This is a genomic window from Blastochloris tepida (genome assembly GCF_003966715.1).
Classification (GTDB): Bacteria; Pseudomonadota; Alphaproteobacteria; order Rhizobiales; family Xanthobacteraceae; genus Blastochloris; species Blastochloris tepida.
On record NZ_AP018907.1, the window covers coordinates 548,515 to 560,577 of the forward strand.

11 protein-coding genes and 1 tRNA gene are annotated in these 12,063 nt (G+C 70.3%); 5 read left to right on the plus strand and 7 right to left on the minus strand.

Annotated features, from left to right (window positions below):
- Positions 1-83: 83 nt before the first annotated feature.
- The 4 genes from BLTE_RS02475 to BLTE_RS02490 all read right to left on the minus strand — a co-directional run bounded on the left by BLTE_RS02475 (position 84) and on the right by BLTE_RS02490 (position 2,715).
- Positions 84-698, minus strand: coding sequence for a tetratricopeptide repeat protein (locus BLTE_RS02475; RefSeq protein WP_244600085.1), 615 nt, complete (start codon positions 696-698; stop codon positions 84-86).
- Between the two features lie 222 nt (positions 699-920).
- On the minus strand, positions 921-1,046 hold the full coding sequence (gene ykgO, locus BLTE_RS02480; protein WP_055038661.1) for a type B 50S ribosomal protein L36: 126 nt from the start codon (positions 1,044-1,046) through the stop codon (positions 921-923).
- Positions 1,047-1,235: 189 nt separating this feature from the next.
- A tRNA-Cys gene (locus BLTE_RS02485) sits at positions 1,236-1,309 on the minus strand.
- A gap of 263 nt (positions 1,310-1,572) precedes the next feature.
- On the minus strand, positions 1,573-2,715 hold the full coding sequence (locus BLTE_RS02490) for an MGDG synthase family glycosyltransferase (RefSeq protein ID WP_126397304.1): 1,143 nt from the start codon (positions 2,713-2,715) through the stop codon (positions 1,573-1,575).
- Between the two features lie 137 nt (positions 2,716-2,852).
- On the opposite strand from BLTE_RS02490, the gene BLTE_RS02495 reads away from it, so the two are divergent.
- Positions 2,853-3,854, plus strand: coding sequence for a threonine ammonia-lyase (locus tag BLTE_RS02495; RefSeq protein ID WP_126397306.1), 1,002 nt, complete (start codon positions 2,853-2,855; stop codon positions 3,852-3,854).
- Here the strand turns inward: BLTE_RS02495 and BLTE_RS02500 are convergent.
- The 3 genes from BLTE_RS02500 to dgcN form a co-directional block, all read right to left on the minus strand.
- Positions 3,847-5,565, minus strand: coding sequence for a hypothetical protein (locus tag BLTE_RS02500; protein WP_126397308.1), 1,719 nt, complete (start codon positions 5,563-5,565; stop codon positions 3,847-3,849). The genes BLTE_RS02495 and BLTE_RS02500 overlap by 8 nt on opposite strands.
- Positions 5,566-5,807: 242 nt before the next feature.
- Positions 5,808-6,794, minus strand: coding sequence for an N-acetyl-D-Glu racemase DgcA (dgcA, locus tag BLTE_RS02505; protein ID WP_126397310.1), 987 nt, complete (start codon positions 6,792-6,794; stop codon positions 5,808-5,810).
- Positions 6,791-7,804, minus strand: coding sequence for an N-acetyltransferase DgcN (gene dgcN, locus BLTE_RS18370; RefSeq protein WP_126397312.1), 1,014 nt, complete (start codon positions 7,802-7,804; stop codon positions 6,791-6,793). Before dgcN ends, dgcA begins: the two co-directional genes overlap by 4 nt.
- Before the next feature lie 188 nt (positions 7,805-7,992).
- Between dgcN and BLTE_RS02515 the strand changes: the two genes are divergently transcribed.
- The 4 genes from BLTE_RS02515 (at position 7,993) to BLTE_RS02530 (ending at position 11,963) form a co-directional block, all read left to right on the plus strand.
- On the plus strand, positions 7,993-9,126 hold the full coding sequence (locus tag BLTE_RS02515; protein WP_126397314.1) for an MlaE family ABC transporter permease: 1,134 nt from the start codon (positions 7,993-7,995) through the stop codon (positions 9,124-9,126).
- Between the two features lie 10 nt (positions 9,127-9,136).
- Positions 9,137-9,907 carry an ABC transporter ATP-binding protein gene (locus BLTE_RS02520; RefSeq protein WP_126397316.1) on the plus strand — a complete coding sequence of 257 codons (771 nt, stop codon included), beginning with the start codon at positions 9,137-9,139 and terminating at the stop codon, positions 9,905-9,907.
- Between the two features lie 383 nt (positions 9,908-10,290).
- Positions 10,291-11,217 carry an MlaD family protein gene (locus tag BLTE_RS02525; RefSeq protein ID WP_126397318.1) on the plus strand — a complete coding sequence of 309 codons (927 nt, stop codon included), beginning with the start codon at positions 10,291-10,293 and terminating at the stop codon, positions 11,215-11,217.
- A 140-nt stretch (positions 11,218-11,357) separates the two neighbouring features.
- Complete coding sequence (locus BLTE_RS02530) at positions 11,358-11,963, plus strand: ABC-type transport auxiliary lipoprotein family protein (protein WP_244600086.1); 606 nt, start codon at positions 11,358-11,360, stop codon at positions 11,961-11,963.
- Positions 11,964-12,063 lie beyond the last annotated feature (100 nt).

Genomic DNA, 12,063 nt, shown 5'->3' on the forward strand with positions numbered 1-12,063 from the left:
CGCACGATGCCGCCGTCCTCCCGGTGCAGCGACGGCGCGCGAGGGAAGGGGCCCTTGGCGCCGGTTGCAGGGGATCAGGCGGCTCAGATCTCGCGGCCTTCGACCTTCGGGGCGAGCTGCTTGATGAGGTCGGGCACGCGTTCGAGATAGGGGTTGATCGCCAGCGCCTGACGGAACGCCTCCAGCGCCTGCTTCTCCTGGCCGATATCCTCCAGGATCAGGCCGAGCCCCACCAGCGCGCCGAAATGGCGCGGCTCGCGCGCCAGCGTCTCGGCGACGTCGTGCAGCGCGCTGCCATAGTCCTTGCGCATGTAGTTGACGGTGGCCCGGCGGTTCCAGGCCTCGACATAGTCCGGCACCACGGTGACCAGCGCGTCGAGCAGTTGCAGCGCGACCTCGGTGTCGTTGTCGTCCATGGCGGCGCGCGCCCGCGCCATCAGCAGGTCGGCGGTGTCGCTGCCCGAACTGAACCACTGGCCCCAGATGCGGGCCTCGACCAGCTTCGCCGTGTCCCGGTCGGGGGCGTGCTGCAGCAGCGTGAACAGGCGGTCGAGGTCGGCCCGGCCGGTGGGGCGCTTCAATTCCTGGGGCGGCTCGGGAGGCCGCTCGGGCGGCCTGAGCGGGCTCTGCGCGGCGACCGGCAGGACGAAGGCCAAAGCGAGGAGGGCGGCGGTAAGGGGGCGTGAAGGCAGCATCATGCCGCCACCCTACGAAGCGATCTCGCGCCGGCAAAGCCGCGAATATCCGCATGCGTCAGCGCGCCGCGCCCCGGCGGGCGCGGGCGTTGATCCGTCATCCGAAATACCGATGGCGCAGACCGCCGGATGCAGGAAAAATCCGCCGCGACGGGCGGGCAGCAATCCGGTGGCGGAGGTCCGCAGATCGCGAGGCCGGGTGCGGGGAGCACCCGGGCCCCGGTCTCAGCCCTGGCGGGCCTTGAAGCGGCGCTGGGTCTTGTTGATGACGTAGACGCGGCCCTTGCGGCGGACGAGACGGTTGTCGCGGTGGCGCCCGCGCAGGGACTTCAACGAATTACGGACTTTCATGACACGTTCCTCGGTGACCGGAAGCGCGGGCCACCGGCTGAATTTGGAGCGCTGCGTGTAACTGGCGAGGCTCGACCGTGTCAACTCCGGCGGCCGTCTTCGCCAATGGAAGATCCCTGCGCGCAACCGCCGAATCGGAGCCGGTCTGAGGGGAGTCGCGCGTGAGGGACGCAGGCGGGGGAAAGGGACTGGAGGCCTCGTCCGGATTCGAACCGGAGTACACGGATTTGCAGTCCGCTGCGTAGCCACTCCGCCACGAGGCCATCCGACACCTGTTCCTAGTTGCTCCGCGGCTGCAGGGCAAGGCCCGCCCCGGCGCTCGGGCGGACGAATCGCAGTTTTATACGGTTTCCGGCCGATCCCTTCGCGACACCGGAAACGGTCCCGCCGAAAACCGCTTGTTCGATAACGGGATTCTCGGCGAGCGGATGGCGGCTTCCCGGCTGGATCAGCCGGAAACCATATTCCGACGCGCGGCCTCGGGATTCGCGGACTCGGGATTTTCGGCCCGGGTGGGCGCTGCCGCTCAGGCCTTCAGCAGTCCGCTCAGGCGCGCCACGATCTCGGTGGTGGCGTGGGGGCGGCCGAGCGCCCGCGAGCTTTCGGCCATCACCGCCAGCGCTGCCCGGTCCGGGCCGAACAGCGACACCACGGCCTCGGCGATCGCTTCCGGCTGGCGGATGAACCGGCCGCCGCCGCGGGCCACCACGTAATCGACATTGCCTTCCTCCTGGCCGGGGATGAAGCCCGAGAACAGGATCGGCAGGCCGCAGATGGTGGCCTCGGCGATGGTGCCGGGACCGGCCTTGGTGACCAGCAGGTCGCAGGCGTGCATCAGCTCGGCCATCCGGTCGACGAAGCCGAGCACCGCCACCGGCGCCGGCCATTGCACGGCGTCAAGCTCCGCCTTGAGGCGCCCATTGCGGCCGCACACCACGGCGATCTGGCCGCGGCCGTCCCGCCCGAGCGCCGCGGCACAGGCCCGTACGATGGCGCCGACCGGGCCGATGCCGTCGCCGCCGCCCATCACCAGCACGGCCGGCAGGTCGGGCCTGAGGCCGAAGGCGGCGCGGGCGGCAGTCCGGCTGGCCGGCGGCTCGGCGAATTCGGCCCGCACCGGCAGGCCGCAGACGTGCACGCTGGCGCGCGGCCGGCCGGTCCGCAGCGCGATCTCCGCCGCCTCTTCGGTGGGCACGAACAGCACCTTCGTGCCGCCGTTGAACCAGGTCGGGTGGAAGCTGCCGAGGTCGGTGACCACGGTGGCGAAGGGCGTGGCGGGCGCCACGTCGGCCAGCACCGGCGCCACCAGGGCATTGACCAGCGGGTGGACCGACACCACGAGATCGGGGGCCGAGGCGGCGAGCAGGCGCTTGATGCGCGGGCGCGACAGCACCCGCACGGCGCGCGACACCGGGTCCGTCAGCCGAGTCCAGCGGGTCTGCTGCCACAGCAGCTCCCACAGCCAGGGTGTCCGGTTGACCAGGAAGTCGTAGCTGCCGGGCAGGCGGTTGATCGGGTAGACGAGGTGGTCGATCAGGGCGTCGACGATCTCGACCGCCACGCCGGGGCGCTGGCGCTCGAACTCGGCCGCCAGGGCGCGCGCGCTCGCCAGGTGGCCACCGCCGGTCCTGCTCATCAGGATCAGAACACGCGACTCGGAAACGGGCATGAATCCGCAGGACCCTCGCGGGGGAACCTCCTGATCACTGTTTCGGGGCCACCCGTCAAGGTTCGGTTGCCGCAGGGACCTCCGCTCGGTTACGGTCTTGCGGCTTTGCCGCAGGCTTCCTATCGGGCGCAGGCACCATGGAACCGCTTCGGGCCATACCCACCGTTTCGGACGTGCATGCCGCGGCAACGCGGCTGATGGGCGTCGCCGTGCGCACCCCGCTCCTGTCGTTTCCGGTGCTGGACGCGGCGGCCGGCCGGCGCGTGCTGGTGAAGCCGGAGACGCTGCAGCGCACCGGCTCGTTCAAGTTCCGCGGCGCCTACAACCGCATTGCCCAGATTGCGCCCGGGCAGCGGGCCGCGGGCGTGGTGGCGTGGTCGTCGGGCAACCACGCCCAGGGCGTGGCGGCGGCCGCCGGCCTGCTCGGGCTCAACGCCACCATCGTGATGCCGGCCGACGCCCCCGCCGCCAAGATCGCCCGCACCAGGGCGCTCGGCGCCGAGGTCGTCACCTACGACCGGGTGCGCGAAAGCCGCGAGGAGATCGGCAAGGGGATCGCCGCGGCGCGCGGCGCCGTCATCGTGCCGCCGTTCGACGATCCGGACGTCATCGCCGGCCAGGGCACAGTGGGGCTGGAGATCGCCGCCGATTGCGCGCTGCTCGGCGTGGCGCCGGAGGCGGTGGTGGTGCCCGCCTCGGGCGGCGGACTGCTCGCCGGCATCGCCCTGGCCATGGCCGAGCGCTTCCCCGCGGCGCGGGTGATGAGCGCCGAGCCCGCCGGCTTCGACGATCACGCCCGCTCGTTCGCCAGCGGCCGGCGCGAGCGCAATGACGCGCTCTCGGGCTCGATCTGCGACGCGCTGCTGATGCCGACGCCGGGCGAGATCACCTTCGAGATCAACCGCACGCTGGTGGCGGGCGGCGTGAGCGTCAGCGACGCCGAGGTGGAGGCGGCGATGCGCTTCGCCTTCGCGGAGATGAAGCTGGTGGTGGAGCCGGGCGGGGCAGTGGCGCTGGCGGCGGTGCTGGCCGGGCGGATCGGCGCCGCCCGCACCGTCGCGGTGGTGCTGTCGGGCGGCAATGTCGATACCGGCACCTATGCCGGCATCATCGCCAACCCCGACGCGGAGATCAGCTGAACAGCGCGATCCGCTCGGCCGGGGCGAGGCGGTCGATCTCGGCGGTGGAGAGCCGCGCCGCCGGCTGAACCGGCGCCAGGCTCGGCGCGTCGGGCGTCGTCGCCATTTCGGCCTTCTCGTCGGCTATCTCTTCAGTCGTTGCTTCGGCGTCCACGTCGGTGGTCGCCGCTTCGGGCGCCGTGTTGGTGGGCGCCGTGTCGGTGGGCTCGGACGGCTCGTGGTCGAGCGGCTCGACGTCGATCGCCACGATGTCGAACATCAGCGAGTCGAACGGCGCGGTTATCGTAACCAGGGCCGGGTCCGGCGCGGCCGCGGCAATGTCGGTCGTGGCACTGTCCGCCTCGGCGCTGTCCACCTCGACGCTGTCCACCTGGGCGCGGTCCATCCGGGCGCGGTCGGCTGTGTCGATGTCGCCGGTCTCGCCCGTGTCGGCACCGGCCTCCGCCTGCGGGAACGCCGGGCTGTCGAGATCGGCGGCGATCGAGGGCGCTTCGATGGCCTGCGCCATGTCGCCCGTGGCCGTCTCCACCGCATCGCCGTCCGCCTGCGGCGCGCCGGCATCCTCGTCCGGCAGGTCCACCTCGTCCGGCAGTTCGACATCGACCGCCACGAGGTCCATCTCGATGGCCGGAACCTCGACCGTGTCGAGATTGAACCGGTCGATATCGACCGCCTCCATGACGATGTCGTCGATCTCGATGGTCTCGACCACGGCCTCGACGATCGCCGATTCGTCGGCGGTCTGCTCGTCGCCGGTCTCGCTGTCGCGGGTCTCGTCGGCGGCGGTCTCGTTGTCGGCAGTCTCGGTTTCGTCGGTCCCGCTGTCGTCGGTCCCGGGGGCGGCCTCAGCCGCCTCTTCCGCGGTCGCCGCGGGCTCGATGGCCGCGAAGTCTGCGTCGTCGATCGCGATGCGCGCGAAATCCAGGTCGGCACCCAGTTCCGCACCCAGGTCCGTATCAGGCTCGCCGGCATCCAGCCCGCCGAGCATGGCGTCGATCGACGTCTGCTCCAGCCCCATGCCCGGCAAGGCCGGGCCGTTGGCAAGCTGGCGGCCGAGCGGTGCGTCGGCCTTGTCGGCGGCGTCCGCGCCGGGGCGCGCGGTTGCCCCGGCGCGGGCGACGGGCGCGCCGTCCAGCCCCCAGATGTCGATCATGGCGTTGATGCGCGCTTCGAGATAGCGCAGCACGCCGATCACCTTGCGGGTGCGCTGGCCGGTCAGATCCTGGAACGAGCAGGCGGTGTAGATGTCGGTCGCCCGCTCGTCGAGCAGGTCGCAGATCGGGCCTTCGAAGCCGCGCTCGCGCAGCGTCCAGGCCACTTCCTGGATCTGCTCAGCGGCGTGCAGGATGTCGCCGGTGGCGGTCTCGGTGGTGGTGACGATGGCGTCGAGTTCCTCGGTCGCCTCGCCGAAGCGGCCGTCGACCTCCTGGGTCGGCTTGATGGCGGCGATCTCGTCCTTGGTGCGGGCGATCGCCTGGGCCATCTCCATGATGCTCATCTGCATCCGCTCGAAATGCGGGTCGCGGGCGGGCGTATCGATCTTGTCCTCGATCCGCTGCAGCGCCTCGCGCATCAGGTCGGTCTCGGCCTGGCGGGTGCGGCGGGCGTATTCGGCGAGAAACCATTGTCCCCGCGCGGTTTCCATGACCGCGGATTCGATCGCCTGATAGTCCGCGTCGGACATCGGCAAGGTCATGGGAGGGGCGGCCATGGCGAAGGGTCTCCGTCGCTCGCGGGCGGACTCGGCCCCAACGATGGCCGGCGAATCGTTCACTCTGCCTTAAGATCGAAGCAAAACTGCCGACCGTTGCCGCAATCCGGGGCCTGTGCCCCGCGCCCTGGTCGGTGCCGGCGATACCGGCGAAATCCTTGGTTGCGAAGCGGAATTCCGGCGGCCGCGATGGGCGGGGCTGCCGTTGCGTCGTGCCTTGGCGGCAGGAGCGGGTGATTCGCTCAGCCCCAAAGCGCGGGCTGGGGTGGAAAGACCAGCGAACCGTCGTAGCGCAGGCCGCCGACGCGGTCCTTGGCGAGCAGCAGCGGGCCGTCGAGATCCACCCAGCGGGCGCCCTGCGCCAGCAGCAGGGCCGGCGCCATGGCGAGCGAGGAGCCGACCATGCAGCCGATCATCAGATCGAGGCCGAGGCCGCGCGCGGCCCGGGCCAGCTCGATCGCCTCGGTGAGGCCGCCGGTCTTGTCGAGCTTGATGTTGATGGCATCGTAGCGGCCGGCGAGTTCGGGAAGCGTGTTGCGGTCATGCACGCTCTCGTCGGCACACACCGGGATCGGCCGGCGAATCGCCGCCAGCGCCTCGTCGTGCCCGGCCGGCAGCGGCTGCTCCACCATTTCCACCCCCGCCGCGGCGCAGGCGGCGAGGTTCGCCTCCAGCATGTCCGGCGTCCATGCCTCGTTGGCATCGACGATCAGCCGCGCGCGCGGCGCGGTTGCCCGCACGGCGCGGATGCGCTCGGCATCGCCGGCACCGCCGAGCTTGATCTTCAGCAGCGGCCGGCTGGAGGCGGCGCGAGCGACGGCGGCCATCGCCTCGGGCGTGCCGAGCGAGATGGTGTAGGCGGTGACAACCGGCTTCGGCTCCGGCAGGCCGGCGAGCGCCCAGGCCGGGCGGTGGGCGAGCTTGGCCTCCAGATCCCACAGCGCGCAATCGACGGCGTTGCGGGCGGCGCCCGCGCGCATCTGCTGCGTCAGGCGGCGGCGGTCGAGCCCGCCGGCGACATCGGCCGCCAGCGCCTCGATGGCGGACAGGGTGCCCTCCACCGTCTCGCCATAGCGGGGGTAGGGCACGCACTCGCCATGGCCGCGGGTCGTGCCCTGGCTGATCTCGACCACCACCACCCGCGCCTCGGTGCGCGAGCCGCGGGAGATGGTGAAGACCCCGGCGAGCGGGAAGGTCTCGGTCCGGACGGTGAGCTTGCGGGCGGTCACGGCGGGCCGAACTCCGCCGCCAGCCGGTCGACGATCGCCTCGACGCCGAAGCGCACCGGGTCGGTGGCGGGCAGGCCCTCGGCCTGAGCGGTCTCGGCGATGACGCGCCTTGCTGCGTCCTCGTCGAGGCGCTCGGTGTTGATGGCGATGCCGATGCAGCGAATGTCGGGATTGGTCAGCCGGCCGCAGGCGACCGTAAGCGCGATGACCTCGCGGATGGCCGGCAGCGGATGGGCGACGCCGCGCATGTGGGTGCGGGTCGGCTCGTGGCAGACCACGAAGGCATCGGGCTGGGCGCCGTGCAGCAGGCCGAGCGTGACGCCGGCAAACGAGGGGTGGAACAGCGAGCCCTGGCCCTCGACGATGTCCCAATGGTGCGGGTGGTTGGCCGGCGTCAACCATTCGGCGGCGCCGGAGATGAAGTCGGCCACCACCGCATCCACCGACACGCCGCGTCCGGAGATGAACACCCCCGTCTGGCCGGTGGCGCGGAACGCGGCGGCATAGCCACGGGCGGCCATGGCGCGCTCCAGCGCCAGCGCGGTGTATTTCTTGCCGACCGAGCAGTCGGTGCCGACGGTGAGCAGGCGCCGGCCCGGCCGCTTGGTGCCCTTGCCGGTGGCGAAGCGCTCGGCGGAATGGCGCACGTCGAACAGCTTGCGGCCGTGGGCGGCGGCTGCCGCCGCGACCTCCGGGATGCTGCCGAGCCGCACGTGCAGGCCCGAGGCCACGTCCATGCCGGCCGCGATCGCCGCGACGATGGTGGCGGTCCAATGGTCGGGCAGCACGCCGCCGGCATTGGCGACGCCGATGATCAGGGTCTTCGCGCCGCGGGCACGGGCCTCGTCGATGCCGAGGTCGGTCAGGCCGGTGTCGGCCATGCAGCCCTCGAGCCGCAACTGGCCGACGCACCAGTCCCGCCGCCAATCGACGATTCCGAGCGCGGTCTTGGCCGCAAGCTGGTCCGGCGCATCGCCGAGAAAGAGCAGATAGGGCTTTTCGATTTCCATGAAGCGTGCTCGGGGAACCGCGAAGGGGGCGCTGGCCGCCAGAGCTTCCGCGGATCAGGCGGATGCTCTAAGCTCTTGAATTGTCGCATTCTCTTTCGCAAAACCGGTTCCCACTTCTGCGAAGAATGCTCTAGTATCGCCGACGCACATCTTGCGACAAGATCCGGATTGCTGGAGATTTTTTTGTGATGGCGGGGCCGCTTCTGCACAGCACGCGCCAGGGTCGCAGCCTTGTGATCGAGGCTGGCGGCGCGTGGACGGCCGCCCGCGCGGCGGAGATGGAAAAGCTGGTCGAGGCGGTGGCCGCCGAGCCGGCGGATGTCGATGCCGTCGAGATCCGGGTTGCCGGCATCGCCCGGCTCGACACCTATGGCGCGTGGCTGATCGAGCGGCTGCGGCGCGCCTTCGGCCGCGGCGCGGTCCAGGCGCAGGTGGTGGGGCTCGATCCGCGCTTCGACGCGCTGATCGACAGCATGCACGAATCGAACCGCCACATGCCGCCGGCCCGCCCGAAGCGCAACCGCATCCTCGCCTTCATCGAGGGGACCGGCAAGGCAGTGGTCGGCATCGGCCGCGACGTCGTCGAGATGACCGCCTTTCTCGGCGAGGCGACGGCGGCGGCGGCGCGGGCGCTGCGCCGCCCGGCGCAGTTCCGGCCGATCGCCATCGTCAACCAGATCGACCGGGTCGGCCTCGGCGCGGTGCCGATCATCGTGCTGATCACCTTCCTCATCGGCGCCATCGTCGCCCAGCAGGGCGTGTTCCATTTCCGCAAGTTCGGTGCCGAGACCTATGTCGTCGACATGATCGGCATCCTCGTGCTGCGCGAATTGGCGGTACTGCTGGTCGCGATCATGCTCGCTGGCCGTTCCGGCTCGGCCTACACCGCCGAGCTCGGCTCGATGAAGATGCGCGAAGAGACCGACGCGATGCGGGTGATGGGGCTCGATCCCGTAGAGGTGCTGGTGCTGCCGCGGCTGATCGCGCTGGTCGTCGTCATGCCGCTGCTCACCTTCGTCGGCGCCATGTCGGCGCTCACCGGCGGCGGGCTGGTCACCTGGCTCTATGGCGGCATGAGCCCGGAAATCTTTCTCGACCGGCTGCGCGAGGCGATCACCATGTCGACCTTCCAGGTTGGGCTGATCAAGGCGCCGTTCATGGCGCTGGTGATCGGGCTGATCGCCTGCGTCGAGGGCTTCCGCGTGCAGGGCAGCGCCGAATCGCTCGGCCGGCAGACCACGGCCTCGGTGGTGAAGGCCATCTTCATGGTCATCGTGCTGGACGGGCTGTTCGCCATGTTCTTCGCCGCCGTGGACATGTGAGGATCGACCGGTGCGCGGTTCCAACGAAACGGTGATTCGGGTCCGGGGCCTTGAGGTCGGCTTCGGCGAGACGCTGGTGCTCAAGGGCGTCGACCTCGACGTCTGGCGCGGCGAGATTCTCGGCTTCGTCGGTACCTCGGGCGGCGGCAAGTCGGTGCTGATGCGCACGATTCTCGGCCTGCTGCCCAAGCGGGCGGGCACGGTGGAGGTGTGCGGCATCGACCTCGATTCGTGCAGCCGCACCCAGCACCGCAGGCTGGAGCAGCGCTGGGGCGTGCTGTTCCAGAACGGCGCGCTGTTCTCCTCGCTGACGGTGAAGCAGAACATCCAGGTGCCGATCCGGGAGTATCTCAAGCTCTCCCAGAAGCTGATGGACGAGATCGCCTTCGCCAAGCTGGAGATGGTGGGCCTTTCCGTCGATGCCGCCGACAAGTTCCCCTCGGAGCTGTCGGGCGGCATGATCAAGCGCGCGGCGCTGGCGCGGGCCTTGGCGCTTGACCCCGACATCCTGTTCCTGGACGAGCCGACCTCCGGCCTCGATCCGATCCGCGCCACCGAGTTCGACGAGCTGATCACCACCCTGCAGCGCACGCTCGGGCTCACTGTCTTCATGGTGACCCACGACCTCGACAGCCTGCACGACAGTTGCGACCGCATCGCCGCGCTGGCCGACGGGCGGATCATCGCCGACGGGCCGATCGAGACCATGCTGGCCTCCGAGCACCCCTGGTTGAAGGCCTATTTCCGCGGCAAGCGGGCGCGGGCGGCGGGAATCGTCTGATGCGGTTTCCGGTTGATCCCTTCGGGATACCGGGAACGATCTCGCCGAAAAATCCTTGATCCGGAAGGGATTTTTCGGCGAACAGCATACGGCTCGAAGGCTTGATCAGCCGGAAGCCGTATGAGCCGGCCTTCGCGGCCCCGGCCGTGATCGCGGAACCACACTCGGCGAAAATCCGACCGCCGGGCCGGGTTTTTCGGCCGTAGCCGTACGGATTTTCGGCCGCGCAGGCCAGAATCAGTCTGATTCGGAGTCTGCCGGGTCTTGTGATGGCCCGGATCCCAATCTCGCCAAAAAACCGTTGTTCAAGAGCGGGCCCTTGGCGAAACGCCGGTGCCGGCGCCTGCAGGGACCGCGATTGCGACGCTCAACCGGGACGTGCGATGGAAACCAGGGCCAACTATCTGATCGTCGGCCTGTTCACCCTGGCGGTCATCGCCTCCGGGTTCGTGTTCGTCTGGTGGTTCTCGCAGCCGGCGCAGCGCGCCCAGGGCAGCACGATCGAGGTGGCCTATGACGGCGCGGTCTCGGGCCTGCGCGCCGGCTCCTCGGTGCTGTTCAACGGCATCTGGGTGGGCGAGGTGCGCAGCCTGCGGCTCGACCCCGACGACCCGCGCCGGGTGATCGCGGTGGCGACGGTGCAGGCGTCCACGCCCATCCGCGCCGACACCAAGGCCGGGCTCGAATATCAGGGCCTCACCGGCATCGCCTCGATCAGCCTCACCGGCGGCCAGCCGGATGCGCCGCCGCCGCCGCCCGGCCCCAACGGGCTGCCGCGCATCGTCGCCCAGAGCTCCTCGCTGCAGGACATGATGTCGGTGGTGCGCACGGTGGGCGGCCAGGCCGAGGACGTGCTGAAGCGGATCGAGCGGCTGCTCGCCGACAACCAGGCCGACGTGCGCACGGCGGTGTCCAACATCGCCCGCTTCTCCGAGGCGCTGGGACGCAATTCGGAGGCGATCGACGGCTTCGTCAAGGACGCCTCGTCGGCGGCGAAAAGTCTCGCCAGCGTCTCGGCCAGGATCGATCAGCTCGTCTCGGGCGAGGACGGCAAGGGCGTGGTCGCCGATATCTCGGGCGCTGCCCGCGCGGTGCGCGAGCTGGCCGAGAACCTCGACAAGCGGACGGCGGAGATCACCGTCGGCGTCACCCGCTTCACCAATCAGGGCCTGCGCGAGTTCGAGGCGATGGCCACCGACGGGCGGCGGACCATCAATGATTTCGACCGCACGCTGCGCAAGTTCGAGCGCAACCCGCGCGAATTCATCTTTGGCGGCAGCGGCGTGCCCGAGTACAGTGGCCGGCGGTAAATCCTCAGAACCGGCAGTATCGAGTGGAAGACTAAGCTTCTGATCCGTCACGTTTTATGATGCAGGACCAGTTTCCATTCCGGCGCGTCATGCTCTAAAGAGGGGTCATACGTGGCGGCGGGCGTGAAGGGGGCAGGCTGATGGCGCAGGCAGGCATGGGCGGTCGCGCGGTTCGCGCCACGCTGGTGCTCGGAGCGGCCGCGCTGTGGCTTGCGGGCTGTGGCACCACGCCGAAGGCGACGTTCGATCTCAGCGCGCCGCGCGACATCGCGGTCGCCCAGGGCCCGGCGCGCGGCCTGATGGTGGTGGCGACGCCGACCGCGCTGCAGGTGCTCGATACCGACAGCATCGTCGTCATGCCGCGGCCGGGCGAGGTCACCTATGCCGACGACAGCCAGTGGACCGACCGGCTGCCGAACCTGCTGCAGGCCCGCATCATCCAGGCGTTCGAGAACGCCAGCCGGCTGCGCGCGGTCGGCCGCCCCGGCGACCGTCTGACGCCGGACTGGACGCTGGTCACCGAGATCCGCCAGTTCGGCGTGGTGGTGGAGGACGGCCAGCCGACTGCGGTGGTGGAACTGGCGGTCAAGCTGGTGACCGATCGCGGCGGGCGCATCGCCGCCGGCAAGGTGTTCAAGGGCACGAGCCCGGGCGCCACCGACGGCGCCGGAGCGGCGGCGGCGCTCGACCGCGCGCTGGCCACCGTGCTGCGCGACATGGTGCGCTGGGCCACCGCGCGCATCTGATCCGTTCTGCCGGTTCTCGGCAGTCCGCGGGCGCCTATCCGCCTGTCATCCCGGCCGAGCGAAGCGAGAGCCGGGATCGTCCTCCGGAAAAGATGCCCCC